A 15,025-nucleotide genomic window follows, 5' to 3' on the forward strand; every position below is an offset into this window, starting at 1 on the left:
CCCGTCACTTGACGCAAGCAGCGGCAATGGGTTGCATACGTTCTGTGATCGTGCACCCTGCTCCTACTGTTTGTTCACGTCTGTCCGTCAGGACACCGCTGCGGGCAGGGGGCGCCGCGCCGTGGACCCGGTGATCGTCGTCGGCGCGGGGCCCGTCGGGCTCACGCTCGCCCTGGCGCTGGCGCGCCAGGAGGTGCCGTCCGTCGTTCTCGACGAGACACCGGGCAGGGACGCGCCGCGCGCCGCGCGCACCGTCGTGCTGCGCGAGGACACCGCCGCGCTGGTGGAGCGGCTGGCCGGTGTGCCGCTCGGCCCGGCCGGGCTGCGCTGGGCCGGATGGCGGCTGCTGCGGCGCAAGCAGGTGACGGGCGAGGTCGCCTTCGGCGACATCGGGACGGCCGATGGGGCGGGTTCCGCTGGTGCGGCGAGTGCGGACGGCGTGGGGCTGCCGGCACCGCTGCACATCGCCCAGCACGTCCTGACCGGCGCTCTGCGCGCCGCCGTCGCCCGCGAGCCGCTGGTCGAACTGGCGACCGACAGCCGGCTCGACACCATAGAGCAGGAAGCGGCGGGCGTCACCGCGCACACCCGTGGCCCGGCCGGCACCTGGTGGCGCGGGAGTTACCTGGTCGGCTGCGACGGGCCGCGCTCGACCGTCCGCAAACTCCAGGACATCCGCTTCCCCGGCCGTACGGCCGTCGAGCGGCACGCCGTCGCCGCGCTGCGCACGGAACTCCCCCGGCCCGAGGAAGCGTTCCTCCACCGGATGCCGCCGTGGCGGACGACCGGCCCCTTCGCCGGGGAGATCACCGCCCGCCCGCTCCGGGACGGCGTGTGGCGGCTGGACTGGCTGCTGCCGCCCGGCAAGGACCTGGTCACGCCCGAACTGCTGGTCTCCCGGATCCGGGAGACCCTGACCGGCTGGACCGGCGAGTCCGCGCCGTCGTACGAACTCCTGGACACCGGAGTCCACACGGTCCACCACCGGCTGGCCCGTCGCTGGCGCGTCGGCCGCGTCTTCGTCGCCGGGGACGCGGCGCACCTGCTGGGCGCGTTCGGCACCCACGGGCTGGACGAGGGGCTGCGGGACGCCGACAACCTGGCCTGGAAGCTGGCCACCGCCTGGCACCACGGCCCCCACGAGACACTGCTGGACAGCTACCAGGCGGAGCGGCGGGCGGTCGTCGCCGCCCGGCTGCGCGCAGCGGACCAGGTGCTCCCGGTGCTGCGCGGGGGCGGCGGACTGCGCTCGTACGTCCCCGGGGCCGCGCGCGGGCACGACGCGCTGCTGATGGACGGCCACCTCGGGCGCGGGGCACTGGGTGCGCCGGGGGCGTACGCCGACTCGCCACTGGCGCCCCCGGGCTGCGAGGCCGAGGTGCCGGTGGACACGCCGGTCGGTGCGTCGGTCGCCGATGTGGTGGTGACGGCGGAGGACGGCTCGTTCGTACAGCTGCGTGAGCGGCTGGGCCGCGGGGCGCTGCTGGTGGTGCTGGTGGCGCCGGGCACGGGGGTGTGGGAGCGCCGGCACTGGGTGGGCGCCGGGATCATGCCCCGGCTCGCGGCGGCGGTGACGGCCCTGCCGCATCGCGCCGAGCTGCTGGTCGCCGAGAGCTACCCGGGCGCGGCCCCCCACACCGTGCTCCTGGTGCGCCCCGACGGGCACCTGGTCACCGCGCTCGGCGGAGTGCGCCCCGCCGATCTGTACACGGCGGCGGAAGCCGCGCTCGGCGGACCGGCACACACGGAGACGCGGGCGGAGGCGGGCGCGCGCTGACGTTCCGGCGCACGCTGACGCCCAGGTGCCCCGCCGGCGTTGGGGCGCACGCTGACCGTACTCACCGTCACCGTGCTGTCCACATGGATTACGGTGAGTTGACCGGTTTCGGTGTGCCGTGGTGTACTCCGGATCGTGACCGACACCGATGTGCGCCTGTGGCGGAGGGTCCATATGGACCTCGTCCGCTATGCGGGCTGCGTCTGTCACCCGTTCTGCTGAACTCGCATCCCCCTTCCCGCGCGCGCCGCTCATGTGCCTTCCGCGCTCCTGTGAGCCTCCGTGCCGTCGCGCGCCTTCCGCGAACGCTCTTCAGGACGGTGTACGTGTCTGTCTTCTCCTCCGCATCCACATCCGCACCCGCTTCCGCCGCCACCGCCACGACGTCCACGACTGCTTCGGCTGCTTCCGCTTCTCGGCAGCCCACCCAGGCGGAGCTCCTCGACTTCGCGCGGCGAGTGGCCGCCGACGCCGAGCTGATCGCCTCCCTGCCGCTCGACCCCGAGGGCCGCACCTGGGTGCGGCTGGAGGGGCCGGCGGGCAGCGAGGCCTGGCTGATCGGCTGGCCGCCCGGCACCGGCACCGGCTGGCACGACCACGCCGACTCGGTCGGTGCGTTCGTCACCGCCGCCGGTGAGCTGACGGAGAACTCCCTCGCCGCCCGGCTGCCCACCGACGGCTGGAAGACCCTGGAACTCACCGACGACGTGGACCGCGAGCGACGGCTCCCGGCAGGCAGGGGCCGCTCCTTCGGCCGCCACCACGTCCACGAGGTGCTCAACGGGTCCACCGAACGGCACGCGATCTCCGTGCACGCCTACTACCCACCGCTGCCGCGGATCCGCCGCTACAGCCGCTCCGGCCAGACGCTGCGCCTGGAGCAGATCGAACGCCCGGAGGACTGGCAGTGAGCGGAACCGGAGGAGCGGCAGTGAGCGGCGCGGGTGAACGGCCGGTCGGGATCGACGAGTTGCTCGAGCGGGTGCGCCGGGGCTATGAGCGCGTCGAACCGCGGGAGGCGTATGCGGCGGCCCGGGCCGGCGAGGCCCTGCTGGTGGACATCCGCTACGCCGCGCTGCGCGAGCGGGACGGACTGATCCCGGGCGCCCTCGTCGTCGAGCGCAACGAACTCGAGTGGCGGCTCGATCCCCAGGGCAGCCACCGCCTCCCCGAGGCCACCGGCCACCATCTGCGCTTCGTGGTCGTCTGCAACGAGGGCTACGCATCGAGTCTGGCGGCCGCGTCCCTGCACCAGCTGGGCCTGCGCCGGGCGACCGACCTGGTCGGCGGTTTCCAGTCCTGGCGGGCGGCCGGGCTGCCGGTGACGGCGTGGGAGCCGTAGCCGCTGTCTCAGTACTCCTCGTCGGCGAGGAACTCCGTGTCCTCGCCCTCGTCCTCCAGCGCCTCTCGGACCACCCGCAGGGCCAGTCCCTGGGAGTAGCCCTTGCGGGCGAGCATGCCGGCCAGGCGGCGCAGCCGCTTGTCGCGGTCCAGACCCCGGGTGGAGCGCAGCTTGCGGGCGACGAGCTCGCGGGCGGTGGCCTCCTCCTGCTCGCTGTCGAGCCGGCCGACGGCCTCGTCGATCAGCGTGGCGTCGACGCCCTTGGTGCGCAGTTCCTGGGCGAGCGCCCGGCGGGCCAGTCCGCGCCCGTGGTGCCGGGACTCCACCCACGCGTCCGCGAACGCGCTGTCGTCGATCAGCCCGACCTCCTCGAACCGGGACAGCACCTGCTCCGCCGCCTCGTCCGGGATCTCCCGCTTGCGCAGGGCGTCCGCGAGCTGCTTACGGGTGCGCGGGGTCCCGGTGAGCAGGCGCAGACAGATCGCTCGCGCCCGCTCCACCGGGTCCCCCGGAGACTCCCCCTGCTCCTCGGCCCTCGACAAGGAAGAGGTGTCCCCGTCCGCCACGGCCGTCGCCTCGCCGAAGCCCCGCCGGCGACGTCCGCGCCCGCCGCGCGGCCCGCCGTCACGCGAGCCGTCCTGGCGTGAGCCACCACCCGCACGAGAGCCCGTCGTGGCGCCGTGCGGCCGGTACGCGTCGTCGTCCCCGTCCGCACCGAAACCGTCGGCGCCCGTACCGGGCCGGTTCCCGGTGCCCCTCCCCCGTGGGGCACCGGAAGCGGTGTGTCCGTACTCGTACTCGGCCCAGTCGGTTCGTCGTGTCACGGGTCAGCTCTTGGCCGCGGCGGCCTTGGCCTTGGTGGCCTTGGCGGCCGCGGGGGCGGGCACCGTCTTGGCCGCGTCGCCAGGGGCGGCGGAGACCGCCGCGTCCGCGCCCGGCTCGGCGGTCGGTTCCTCCGGCCGCACTCCGACGCCCAGCTTCTCCTTGATCTTCTTCTCGATCTCGTTGGCCAGGTCGGGGTTGTCCTTGAGGAAGTTGCGCGCGTTCTCCTTGCCCTGGCCGAGCTGGTCGCCCTCGTAGGTGTACCAGGCACCGGCCTTGCGGACGAAGCCGTGCTCCACGCCCATGTCGATCAGGCCGCCCTCGCGGCTGATGCCCTGGCCGTAGAGGATGTCGAACTCGGCCTGCTTGAAGGGCGGAGCGACCTTGTTCTTGACGACCTTGCAGCGGGTGCGGTTGCCGACCGCCTCGGTGCCGTCCTTCAGGGTCTCGATACGGCGGATGTCGATGCGCACGGAGGCGTAGAACTTCAGCGCCCGGCCACCGGTCGTGGTCTCCGGGGAGCCGAACATCACACCGATCTTCTCGCGCAGCTGGTTGATGAAGATCGCGGTGGTCTTCGACTGGTTGAGCGCGCTGGTGATCTTACGCAGGGCCTGGCTCATCAGGCGGGCCTGCAGACCCACGTGCGAGTCGCCCATCTCGCCCTCGATCTCCGCGCGCGGGACGAGCGCGGCCACCGAGTCGATGACGATGAGGTCCAGGGCACCGGAGCGGACCAGCATGTCCACGATCTCCAGCGCCTGCTCGCCGTTGTCCGGCTGGGAGAGGATCAGGTTGTCGATGTCGACACCGAGCTTGCGCGCGTACTCGGGGTCGAGGGCGTGCTCGGCGTCCACGAAGGCCACCTGACCGCCGGCCTTCTGCGCGTTCGCCACGGCGTGCAGGGTCAGGGTCGTCTTGCCGGAGGACTCCGGGCCGTAGATCTCCACGACACGGCCGCGCGGCAGGCCGCCGACGCCGAGGGCCACGTCGAGCGCGGTCGACCCGGTCGGGATGACCTCGATGGGCTCCTTCGACCGCTCGCCCATGCGCATGACCGCGCCCTTGCCGAATTGCCGTTCAATCTGTGCGAGCGCGGCATCGAGAGCCTTCTCGCGGTCGGTTCCTGCCATGGGTTCCACCCGGTTTGCTTGAGTCGATCGCTTCACGTCAAAGACGCTAACGCCTGCCACTGACAATGCGCCTCGACGCACGTCCGGCCTGTGGATAACCAGGGAACCTTCTACCCCATAACGGGGCGAAATCCCCTCCGTCGAGCTGCGCCGGAGTATCCATAAGAATGGATGTTCGATTTTCGTGTCAAGCTCGCCCGCACCCTCGGCGCGCCCCGGCCGCCCGCCGCTCGCCCCGCCTACTCCGGGCGCGGTAGACCGGATGCCTTCGACCGGACGACGACGGTCCACGGCGCCTTCGCGAGGCTTGCGCCATGGCAGTCTCCACGTTCCCACCGCGCCCGTCCGCCCTGTCCGCACACGCCCGCGCGCTGCGCCCCGCCGAGCGGCTGTGCCACGCCACCGGTCTGCTCCTCGTTCTGTCCGGCCTGGCGCACCTGATGGTGTTCGCGGTCGACGGCGGCCCCTGGGACGGGCCCGTCTCCTGGCGCAAGCCCGTCACGTTCGGGCTGTCCTTCGGCCTGACGCTGATCGCGCTCACCTGGGTCACGTCGTATCTGCGTGTCGGGGAGCGGCTGCGCACGGCACTGCTCGTCGTCTTCGCCGCCGACTGCGTCGTCGAAGTGGGGGGCATCACGCTCCAGGCATGGCGCCGGGTGCCCTCGCACCTGAACATGGAGACGCCCTTCGACACGGCGGTGTCGATGGCGCTCGCGGTGGGCGGCGGGGTCCTCGTGGTGCTTCTGACCACGTTCGCGGTCGTGTCCTTCCGGCATCGGCCGACGGGTCCCGCCGGGATGCCGCTCGCGCTGCGCTCGGGGTTCGCGATCCTCCTGATCGCCCTCGCCTCGGGCGCAGCCATGATCGCTCGGGGTGTGGTGCTGACCCGGACCGGTCACCAGCAGGCGGCGTACCACTCGACGGCCCCGCTCAAGCCGCTGCACGGGGTGAGCCTGCACGCGGTGCTGGTCCTGCCCGCACTGGCCTGGCTGCTGTCCCGTACGTCCTTCGGCGAGCCGGCCCGCCGGCGGATCGTCACCGCCGCGGTCGCCGCCTACGCCGCCGCCGTCGTCGGCGCCGGGATCTGGGCAGCCCTCACCTACTGAACTCCACCGAACTCGCGAACCACATGAAGCCCCCCCGACACCAAGTCCACCGGCCCCGGTCACTCCCCGGCGGGGCTCTCCCCGGCCACCACCGGCCCCCGCGACGCGTCCGCCGTCCCGGACACGTCCGGAGCTGCGGAGTCCGCCGTCCCGGCTTCCCCCGCCTCCGCCGGCCGGCTCCACAGCCGTCTCGCGCGCGTGAGCAGGCCCGGTGCCGTGACCCGGCCGCGGTGGCCGTGGACCCGGGGGTCGTCCGTGACGGCGTACCGCTTCACGTACGCCCCCAGGAACGCCTGCAGCGTGGCGACCGCGGGAATCGCGATCAGCGCGCCGACGGCGCCGAGCAGCGCGGTGCCCGCGATCACCGAACCGAAGGCGACCGCGGGGTGGATGTCGACGGTCTTCGAGGTCAGCTTGGGCTGCAGCACGTAGTTCTCGAACTGCTGGTAGATCACCACGAAACCCAGCACCCACACCGCGTACCACGGGTTGACCGTGAAGGCGATCAGCATCGGCAGGGCGCCCGCGAGATAGGTGCCGATGGTGGGGATGAACTGCGAGACCAGCCCCACCCACACGCCGAGCACGGGCGCGTACGGCACGCCCAGGGCCTCCAGCAGGATGTAGTGGGCGATGCCGGAGATGAGCGCCATCAGACCGCGCGAGTACAGATAGCCACCGGTCTTGTCGACGGCGATCTCCCAGGCGCGCAGCACCTCGGCCTGGCGGGCGGGCGGCAGCACGGAGCATATGGCGCGGCGCAGCCGTGGCCCGTCGGCGGCGAAGTAGAACGAGAACAGCGCGACCGTCAGCAGCCGGAACAGGCCGCCGAGCACCTGCGCGGACACGTCGAGCACGCCCGCCGCGCTGTTCTGCGCGTACTTGCGCAGCCAGTCGGAGTGGAGCAGGCCCTCCTGGATGTCCACCCGTCTGAGGTCGGTGTGGAACGTGGCGTTGACCCAGTTGATGACGGAGTCGAGATAGTCCGGGAAGCCCTCGACCATCTTGATGATCTGCCCGGCGAGCATCGAGCCGAGCAGGGTGACGAAGCCCGCCGTGGCGATCGCCAGGCCGAGGAAGACCAGGAAGGTCGCGAGGCCCCGGCGCATGCCGCGGGAGGCCATGCGGCTCACCGCGGGCTCGATGGCCAGGGCCAGGAAGAACGCGATGAGGATGTTGATCAGCAGGCCTGTGACCTGGTGGAAGGCCCAGCTGCCGAGCTGGAACGCGGCGATCAGCGCCAGCGCGAGCACCATCGCGCGCGGCAGCCAGCGCGGCATGCGGGCGCCCGGCCCGGCGGCGCCACCGGCCTGGGGCCGGGAAGGCGGCGTCGTACCGGTCGGGGGTGCGTGCTGGGCCGTCTGCCCGGACTCGTCAGTGGGTGCCACGGTGCAAGTCTCCCGCACGCCACCGACAGTCCGGCACACTCCCGCGACCGAGGGACGCGGTCAGTGCCGCTCCCGCGGAACGTTCATGACCTGACAGACCACGCGCCATACGTCCTTGGCCTCCCAGCCGGCCGCCAGCGCCTCGTGCACCGTGCGCCCGCCGAGCTCCGACATCACGTGGTCACGCGCGAAGGTGTCGGCGTATCCGGCACCGAAGTGCTCCGCCATCCGCTCCCAGAAGACCGTCAACCGCATGCCCCCCAGTATCCCGCCCCTGGGAGTGACCCCGAGCCGGCCAGGCGCTGCGCGCGCTCAGGCGTACAGCCGCCCCATCGGCTGACGGCGGGCACGCCGGGGACGGCACGCCCGGCAGTGGGCCCGCCTCTCACCCGCCCATGGCCCGCACCCCGGCCGTCACCAGCACGGCCGCCGCGACGACGAGCAGGAAGGGTGCTCGCAGGACCAGTGCCACGGCGGCGGCCGCGAGCCCGGCGGCCCGCGCGTCCAGGACGAGCGCGCGCCCGTCGGCGAACGTCTGCTGGGCGGTGAGGGCGGCGAGCAGCGCGACGGGAAGCAGCGCGGCGAGCCGCTTCACCAGCGGCCGTTCCAGGGCGCCCGCCGGAACGAGCAGCCCGGCCAGCTTGACGGCGTAGCAGCCGACGGCGGTCGCGGCGACCGCGATCCAGGTGTTCAACGCTCGTCGTCCTCTCGTGCGTCGGCACGGGCACCGCCCCTGCGGCGGCCCTCCAGGTACAGCACGGCCGGCGCGGCGAGCGCGGCCGCCAGGACCGGCACCCCGGCGGGGAGCACGGGAAGCAGACCGAGTCCGAGGAGCACGGCGAGACCGGCGACGGCCCGCTCGGTGGCGGTCTTCAGCATGGGGGCGAGCAGCGCGAGGAACACGGCGGGACCGGCCGCGTCCAGGCCCCAGGCGTCGGTGTCCCCGATGGCCTTGGCGCCCAGCGCGCCGAGCAGCGTGGTGAGGTTCCACAGGACGTACAGGGTGGCCCCGGTGACGGTGAAGCCGATGCGCGCGCTGCGGCGCGTGGGCTGGGCGAGGGTCACCGCGGTGGTCTCGTCGATGACCCACTGCGCGGCCAGCGGCCGCAGCCCGCGCGGGAGGGCCAGCAGCTGGGACAGGCGCAGTCCGTAGAACGCGTTGCGCACTCCCAGGAAGAAGGCGCCGGCGGCCGCCGTGAAGGGGTTGCCCCCGGCCGCGAGGGCCCCGACGAGGGCGAACTGCGAGGCGCCGGTGAACACCAGCAGGCTGAGCGCGCAGGTCTGGAGCAGCGTCAGTCCGCTGCCCGCCGAGGTCACCCCGAAGGCGAACCCGGACAGTCCTACGGCGACTCCGACCCCGAGGGCGTCCCGGACGACGTCGGCGTCCGGTTTTCCGCCGTCGTCCTCTCCCGCGCCGCCGGCGCGTATGTCTGCGAGAGCTGTCTCTTCTGCCACGTCCCGGACGGTAGGAGCAGCCGGGGCCGCGCGTCTTGTACGTTCTTGCGCTCGCGCTGGTAGGCGCCCGGGGGCACGCCCACGATCCGGGAGAAGTGGCGGCTGAGGTGCGACTGGTCGGTGAACCCCACGTCCGCGGCGGCCTGAGCCGGTGCGGTGCCCGCGTCCAGCAGCCGCCTGGCCCGCCGCACCCGGGCGTCGGTCAGCCAGGTGTGCGGCGGCATCCCGTAGACCTGCCGGAAGGCCCGCAGCAGGGCGAACGGGCTCGTCCCGAGGTCGGCCGCGAGCCTTTCCAGGGTCGGCGGCTCGGCCATGCGCTCCTCCAGCACGGCACGCGCGCGTGCCGCGATCCGGGCGCCCGCCGTGCGCACCTGCCGCTGCGGGAGCATCCCGCCGTTCAGCCGCAGCAGCCGTGTCACGGCGACCCGCAGCAGGGTGTCGGCGGCCAGCGCGTTGCCCTCGTCGGCGGCGCGCAGCACCTGGTGGACGAGTCCGACGGCGTACGGGTCCTCGAGTACCGGGCTCACGAACCCCGGTGTCCCACGGATCCCCGTGGTGTCCGCGGCGATCTCGGCCACCAGTTCGGGTGCCGGGTACACCGCCCCGTACCGCCACCCTTCGGGAACCCCCGCCCGTCCCGTGTGCGGGGTGTCGGGATTGACCAGGGCGAGGGCCCCGGGCCCCGCGTACTGGTCGGCACCGCGGTGGTGGAAGACCTCCACGCCCTCGGCGATGGCGGCGATCACGAAGTGCTCGTGGGTGTGCCGCACGAACTCCTTGCGGACATACCGGGCCCGCAGCAGATCGACACCGGGCAGCTCCTCGTACTGCCAGTGCCGTGCCCGCTCCTCGCCCGATCCCGCCGCCATACGCCCATTCTCCGCGAGACCCGGGGTGGATCTTGCACGGACGCCGGTGCCGGAGGCCCGGCCCGCCGGCCGGGCACGCGGGACGGCCCGCCCCCGCCGAAGGTAAAGGCCCAGGTCAGCGCGTATTGTCAGTCGCTGGGTGCACGATGGACGCATGGTCAGCGATGCACACCGGGCCCTCGACGGCTTCTCCCCCGCGACCCGCGGCTGGTTCACGGGGGCTTTCTCCGCGCCCACCGCGGCCCAGGCGGGCGCGTGGCAGGCCATCGGCGCGGGCTCGGACGTGCTGGTGGTCGCCCCGACCGGCTCCGGCAAGACCCTGGCCGCCTTCCTCGCCGCCCTGGACCAGCTGGCCTCCACCCCGCCTCCGGCCGACCCGAAGAAGCGCTGCCGGGTGCTGTACGTGTCCCCGCTGAAGGCCCTCGCCGTCGACGTGGAGCGCAACCTGCGCAGCCCGCTCACCGGCATCCGGCAGGAGTCCGTCCGCCTGGGCCTGCCCGAGCCGGAGGTGAAGGTCGGCATCCGCTCCGGCGACACCCCGGCCGCCGAGCGCCGCGCGCTGTCCACCCGCCCGCCGGACATCCTGATCACCACGCCCGAGTCGCTGTTCCTGATGCTGACCTCGGCCACGCGCGACGCGCTGACCGGTGTCGAGACGGTGATCCTGGACGAGGTGCACGCGGTCGCCGGCACCAAGCGCGGCGCCCACCTCGCGCTGTCCCTGGAGCGGCTCGACGAGCTGCTGCCGAAGCCGGCCCGCCGCATCGGGCTGTCCGCGACCGTCCGCCCGGTCGACGAGATCGCCCGCTATCTGTCCCCGCGCCGCAAGGTGGAGATCGTCCAGCCGGAGTCCGGCAAGGAGTTCGACCTGTCGGTCGTCGTCCCGATCGAGGACATGGGTGAGCTCGGCGGCTCCCCGGCCGCCGACGGAGGCGACGGCGCGGAGCGGCCCTCGATCTGGCCGCATGTCGAGGAGCGGATCGCGGACCTGGTCCAGGCGCACCGTTCGACGATCGTGTTCGCCAACTCCCGCCGGCTCGCCGAACGCCTGTGCAACCGGCTCAACGAGATCGCCTACGAGCGCACGACCGGCCAGTCCCTGGACGAGCATCACTCCCCGGCCGAGCTGATGGGCGGCTCCGGCGCGGCGCACGGCGCACCCGCGGTCATCGCCCGCGCCCACCACGGCTCGGTCTCCAAGGAGCAGCGCGCGCTCGTCGAGGAGGACCTCAAGGCGGGCCGTCTCCCCGCCGTGGTGGCCACCTCCAGCCTGGAGCTGGGCATCGACATGGGCGCCGTGGACCTCGTCGTTCAGGTGGAGTCCCCGCCGTCCGTGGCCTCCGGTCTGCAGCGCGTCGGCCGCGCGGGACACCAGGTCGGTGCGGTCTCCACCGGCGTGGTCTTCCCGAAGTACCGCGGCGACCTGGTCCAGGCCGCGGTGGTCACCGAACGAATGCGCTCCGGTGCCATCGAGTCCCTCCGGGTGCCCGCCAACCCACTGGACGTCCTCGCCCAGCAGCTCGTCGCCATGACGGCGCTGGACAGCTGGCAGGTCGACGACCTGCTGGCCCTGGTCCGCCGGGCCGCGCCGTTCGCCTCGCTGCCGGAGTCGGCGTTCACCGCCGTCCTCGACATGCTCGCCGGCCGCTATCCGTCCGACGCGTTCGCGGAGCTGCGCCCGCGCGTGGTGTGGGACCGGGTGGCGGGCACGGTCACCGGCCGTCCCGGCGCGCAGCGCCTCGCCGTCACCTCCGGGGGCACGATCCCCGACCGAGGACTGTTCGGGGTGTTCCTCGCCGGCTCCGACCCCAAGAAGGGCGGCGGCCGGGTGGGCGAGCTGGACGAGGAGATGGTCTACGAGTCCCGCGTCGGCGACGTCTTCACGCTCGGCACCAGCTCGTGGCGTATCGAGGACATCACCCGCGACCGGGTCCTGGTCTCCCCCGCGCCGGGCGTGCCCGGCCGGCTGCCGTTCTGGAAGGGCGACCAGCTGGGGCGCCCGCTGGAACTGGGCCGCGCGGTGGGCGCGTTCCTGCGCGAGGTCGGCTCCCTGCCGGACGAGGACGCCCGGCTCAGGCTGCTCGCGGCCGGCCTCGACGCCTGGGCCGCCGACAACGTCCTCGCGTACTTGAAGGAGCAGCGCGAGGCGTGCGGTCATGTCCCCGACGACCGCACGATCGTCGTGGAGCGCTTCCGTGACGAGCTGGGCGACTGGCGGGTGGTGGTGCACTCGCCGTTCGGCGCCCAGGTGCACGCCCCGTGGGCGCTGGCCCTCGGCGCCCGCCTGTCCGAGCGCTACGGCATGGACGCACAGGTCATGCACGCCGACGACGGCATCGTGCTGCGCCTGCCCGACGCCGACCTGATGGGCTTGGACCTCCTCGACCAGGAGCCCATGAAGGCCGGCCTGGAGTACGACGCCGAGCAGGCGCCCGTGGGCGCGGCGGACGTCGCCTTCGACAAGGGCGAGGTCGACCAGATCGTCACCGACCAGGTCGGCGGCTCGGCCCTGTTCGCCTCCCGCTTCCGCGAGTGCGCCGCCCGCGCGCTGCTGCTGCCGCGCCGCAACCCCGGCAGGCGCACCCCGCTGTGGCAGCAGCGCCAGCGCGCCGCCCAACTGCTCCAGGTGGCGAGCGAGTTCGGTTCGTTCCCGATCGTCCTGGAAGCGGTCCGCGAGTGCCTCCAGGACGTCTTCGACGTCCCGGGCCTGGTGGAGCTGATGGGGGACGTCGAGTCCCGCAAGGTCCGCCTGGTCGAGGTCACCACGCCCGAACCCTCCCCGTTCGCCCGCTCGCTGCTCTTCGGGTACGTCGCCCAGTTCCTGTACGAGGGCGACTCGCCGCTCGCCGAGCGCCGCGCCGCCGCCCTGTCCCTGGACTCGCGGCTGCTGGCCGAGCTGCTGGGCCAGGCGGAGCTGCGCGAACTGCTGGACGCCGAGGTGCTGGTCGAGCTGGAGCGGGAGCTGCAGTGGCTGGCCGAGGACCGCCGGGTCAAGGACGTCGAGGGCGTCGCGGACGTCCTGCGGCTGCTCGGCCCGCTCACCGACGAGGAGCTGGCCGAGCGGGGCGCGGAGCCGGGCTGGGCGCAGGAGCTGGCCGGTGCCCGCCGGGCCATCCGGGTCCGGATCGCCGGCGCCGACCACTGGGCCGCGGTCGAGGACGCGGGCCGGCTGCGCGACGCGCTCGGCACCGCGCTGCCGGTGGGGGTGCCGGAGGCGTTCACCGAGCCGGTCAAGGACCCGCTGGGCGACCTCCTCGCGCGTTACGCCCGCACCCACGGCCCGTTCACCTCGGCCACGGCGGCGGCCCGTTTCGGCCTGGGCGTGGCGGTCACGGAGGGCGCGCTGCAACGGCTGGCCGCGAGCGGCCGCGTCGTCCAGGGCGAGTTCCACCCGGCGGGCATCGGCCAGGAGTGGTGCGACGCGGCGGTGCTGCGCCGGCTGCGCCGCCGTTCGCTGGCCGCGCTGCGGCACGAGCTGGAGCCGGTGCCGCCGGCCGCGCTCGCCCAGTTCCTGCCCCAGTGGCAGCACATCGGCAGGGGGCACGGTCTGCGAGGCATCGACGGACTGGTGCGCGCCGTCGAGCAGTTGCAGGGCGCCTCCGTGCCGGCCTCGGCGCTGGAGAAGCTGGTCCTGTCCTCACGGGTGGCGAACTACACCCCCTCGATGCTCGACGAACTCACCGCGGCCGGCGAGGTGGTGTGGGCGGGCGCGGGAGCGCTGCCCGGCAAGGACGGCTGGGTCTCGCTGTATCTCGCGGACGCGGCCCCGCTCCTTCTGCCGCCCCCGCACCCGCTGGAGCTGACGGCCCTGCACCAGTCGGTCCTGGACGCCCTCTCCGGCGGCTACGGCCTGTTCTTCCGTCAGATCGCCGACCAGGTCCGCGCGACCACCCATCCGGAGGCCACGGATCCCCAACTGGCCGACGCTCTCTGGGACCTGGCCTGGTCGGGTCGGCTCACCAACGACACGCTGGCGCCGATGCGTTCCCTGCTGGGCTCGGGCCGCACCGCGGGCTCCACGGCCCACCGTGCCAAGCGCGCCGTCCCGCGCGGGCGCTACGGCTCGTTGACGGCCGCCGCCCGTCCCGCCTCGCGCGGCGGCCCGCCGACCGTCGCCGGACGCTGGTCCCTGTTGTCCGCCCGCGACACCGACACCACCGTGCGCGCCCACGCGCTCGCCCGCACCCTCCTCGACCGGCACGGTGTGGTCACCCGGGGAGCGGTGTCCGCGGAGGGCGTCGAGGGCGGCTTCTCGGCCGTGTACCGGGTCCTGTCCGTCTTCGAGGAGAGCGGCCAGGCCCGGCGGGGCTATGTGGTGGAGGGCCTGGGCGCGGCGCAGTTCGCCATGGACGGCGCGGTCGACCGGCTCCGCGCGGTGGCCAACGCACGGGAGCGGGGCGAGGGCCTGCCCGGTCCGGCTTTCGCGGGCGGCGCGGGCCCGGACGGCTTCGGCTCCCCTGACGGCTTCCAGCCGCCGAGCGCCTTCGGACCGCCCGGCGGCCTCGACTCGGTCCACCCCTTCGAACCGTCCGGCGGCTTCGACGCCACCGGTCCCGGCGCCGCCGGCTTCGGCGGTGACGTCGACTGGCGGGCCACCGGCCGCTCCTCTCCGGACGAGTACGTCTCCCCCAGGGACCTCCCGTCACCGGGCTACGGCGGGCCACGGGGCGGCGGCCAGGCCCTCCCGTACGGCGGCTCCGGTCTCGGCGCCCGGCGTGGCCGTGGCGGCTCCGCGGACTCCCGGGCGGTCGTCCTGGCCGCCGCCGACCCCGCGAACGCCTACGGCGCCGCCCTGCCCTGGCCGGAGCCGCCGACCGGCGCCGGGCACAAGCCGGGGCGCAAGGCCGGCTCCCTGGTGGTGCTCGTGGACGGCGAGCTGGCCCTGTACATGGAGCGCGGCGGCAAGACCCTGCTGGCCTGGCCCGCCGACCCGGAGGCCGCGGCCGGCGACGACCCGCGCCTGGGCGCGGCCGCCGAGGCGCTGGCCGCGGCCGCCCGCGCGGGCTCCCTGGGCACGGTCACGGTGGAGCGCGTCAACGGCACCTCGGCCCTGACCGCGCCCATCGGCAGCCTCCTGGAGGGAGCGGGCTTCATCGCGACCCCGCGTGGGCTGCGCCTGCGCGCATGACCGGA

Annotated in this window: 13 protein-coding genes; 6 read left to right on the top strand and 7 right to left on the bottom strand. The window is 73.9% G+C overall.

Annotated elements, in window-relative coordinates:
- The first annotated feature begins 121 nt into the window (after positions 1-121).
- From IE318_RS36545 to IE318_RS36555, 4 genes are all read left to right on the top strand, one after another.
- The gene (locus IE318_RS36545) at positions 122-1,777 is read left to right on the top strand and encodes an FAD-dependent monooxygenase (protein ID WP_189907237.1); all 1,656 of its coding nucleotides are present in this window, start codon (positions 122-124) and stop codon (positions 1,775-1,777) included.
- A 150-nt stretch (positions 1,778-1,927) separates the two neighbouring features.
- Positions 1,928-1,999, top strand: coding sequence for a putative leader peptide (locus tag IE318_RS46720; RefSeq protein ID WP_316743625.1), 72 nt, complete (start codon positions 1,928-1,930; stop codon positions 1,997-1,999).
- 104 nt (positions 2,000-2,103) lie between these two features.
- Positions 2,104-2,688, top strand: coding sequence for a cupin domain-containing protein (locus IE318_RS36550; protein WP_189907238.1), 585 nt, complete (start codon positions 2,104-2,106; stop codon positions 2,686-2,688).
- Positions 2,689-2,708: 20 nt separating this feature from the next.
- The gene (locus tag IE318_RS36555; RefSeq protein WP_229903993.1) at positions 2,709-3,119 is read left to right on the top strand and encodes a rhodanese-like domain-containing protein; all 411 of its coding nucleotides are present in this window, start codon (positions 2,709-2,711) and stop codon (positions 3,117-3,119) included.
- Positions 3,120-3,127: 8 nt separating this feature from the next.
- Here IE318_RS36555 and recX read toward each other — a convergent pair whose 3' ends face one another.
- Both recX and recA read right to left on the bottom strand, forming a co-directional pair.
- Positions 3,128-3,943, bottom strand: coding sequence for a recombination regulator RecX (gene recX, locus IE318_RS36560; protein ID WP_189907239.1), 816 nt, complete (start codon positions 3,941-3,943; stop codon positions 3,128-3,130).
- A 3-nt stretch (positions 3,944-3,946) separates the two neighbouring features.
- Positions 3,947-5,074: a recombinase RecA gene (gene recA / locus IE318_RS36565; RefSeq protein WP_030178234.1), complete on the bottom strand. Its 1,128-nt coding sequence runs from the start codon at positions 5,072-5,074 to the stop codon at positions 3,947-3,949.
- 314 nt (positions 5,075-5,388) lie between these two features.
- Here recA and IE318_RS36570 point away from each other — a divergent pair, with 314 nt between their 5' ends.
- Positions 5,389-6,180, top strand: coding sequence for a hypothetical protein (locus IE318_RS36570; RefSeq protein WP_189907240.1), 792 nt, complete (start codon positions 5,389-5,391; stop codon positions 6,178-6,180).
- Positions 6,181-6,239: 59 nt separating this feature from the next.
- Here the strand turns inward: IE318_RS36570 and IE318_RS36575 are convergent, their stop codons facing one another.
- The 5 genes from IE318_RS36575 to IE318_RS36595 all read right to left on the bottom strand — a co-directional run bounded on the left by IE318_RS36575 (position 6,240) and on the right by IE318_RS36595 (position 9,892).
- Positions 6,240-7,460 carry an AI-2E family transporter gene (locus IE318_RS36575; protein ID WP_308438615.1) on the bottom strand — a complete coding sequence of 407 codons (1,221 nt, stop codon included), beginning with the start codon at positions 7,458-7,460 and terminating at the stop codon, positions 6,240-6,242.
- Positions 7,461-7,628: 168 nt separating this feature from the next.
- Positions 7,629-7,823 carry a DUF3046 domain-containing protein gene (locus tag IE318_RS36580; RefSeq protein ID WP_189907242.1) on the bottom strand — a complete coding sequence of 65 codons (195 nt, stop codon included), beginning with the start codon at positions 7,821-7,823 and terminating at the stop codon, positions 7,629-7,631.
- A 130-nt stretch (positions 7,824-7,953) separates the two neighbouring features.
- Positions 7,954-8,262 carry an AzlD domain-containing protein gene (locus tag IE318_RS36585; RefSeq protein WP_189907243.1) on the bottom strand — a complete coding sequence of 103 codons (309 nt, stop codon included), beginning with the start codon at positions 8,260-8,262 and terminating at the stop codon, positions 7,954-7,956.
- Positions 8,259-9,023 carry an AzlC family ABC transporter permease gene (locus tag IE318_RS36590; protein WP_189907244.1) on the bottom strand — a complete coding sequence of 255 codons (765 nt, stop codon included), beginning with the start codon at positions 9,021-9,023 and terminating at the stop codon, positions 8,259-8,261. The genes IE318_RS36585 and IE318_RS36590 overlap by 4 nt, the downstream gene beginning before the upstream one ends.
- Entirely contained in the window at positions 8,909-9,892 is a 984-nt protein-coding gene (locus tag IE318_RS36595; RefSeq protein ID WP_189907245.1) for an AraC family transcriptional regulator, read from the bottom strand. The genes IE318_RS36590 and IE318_RS36595 overlap by 115 nt, the downstream gene beginning before the upstream one ends.
- A gap of 154 nt (positions 9,893-10,046) precedes the next feature.
- Here IE318_RS36595 and IE318_RS36600 point away from each other — a divergent pair, with 154 nt between their 5' ends.
- A complete protein-coding gene (locus IE318_RS36600) occupies positions 10,047-15,020 on the top strand; it encodes an ATP-dependent helicase (RefSeq protein ID WP_189907246.1) in 4,974 nt (1,657 codons plus the stop codon).
- The last annotated feature ends 5 nt before the right edge of the window (positions 15,021-15,025 follow it).

The organism is Streptomyces spiralis, assembly GCF_014654675.1.
GTDB lineage: Bacteria > Actinomycetota > Actinomycetes > Streptomycetales > Streptomycetaceae > Streptomyces > Streptomyces spiralis.